Genomic DNA, 576 nt, shown 5'->3' on the forward strand with positions numbered 1-576 from the left:
CTTGCCTAAAGTACAATTCGGTTTTCACTGAGCTGATATGGCAACAAACTTGCAATCTTGGGATATCTGTCCCCTCACTAATCATACCGACACTGACAATCCACTCGGTATTACCATGACGGTAAGCATTAATTTCAGACAGCGGCTCATCATGACGATAGGTAACAATCGCAGCCGATTGATGAAACTGAGTCACTAATATTTTTTGGATTTTCTTTGCATGTTGTACCGACGCCGCCACAACTAACCCTCCGGCATTGGGCGATTCCAGACGAATACTCGCCAGTTTGTTACAGCCCAAACCAAGGAGATATTCCATCGCTTCATCATTATGGATGATGCTCTGGTATGACGTTTTTGTCTGTTTCAGTAACTCTAATATAGAAGAAAACGATTGAACCTCTTTGCTACCGGTAATGGTGAGATGTTCGTTATCCACCAAAACAATCTTTGGTGAACGGCACACTCTGTCTTCAATCGCCTGTTTCAAGCTGTATTGATAATCGACGAGCAGTTGGCCATCAGGGTCACTGTATTCCGCCATCACAATCGGTAAGGAATCCGAGCGCCATGGCG

The 576-nt window shown here is 44.6% G+C and carries 1 protein-coding gene; it reads right to left on the minus strand.

The window, feature by feature from the left end; translation table 11 throughout:
- Window positions 1–576 (minus strand): DEAD/DEAH box helicase (locus AACQ75_RS11540; protein WP_445285784.1); only part of this gene is annotated, 576 nt, incomplete at both ends.

Origin of the sequence: Vibrio sp. B1-2 (genome assembly GCF_963888445.1) — a bacterium.
GTDB lineage: Bacteria > Pseudomonadota > Gammaproteobacteria > Enterobacterales > Vibrionaceae > Vibrio > Vibrio anguillarum.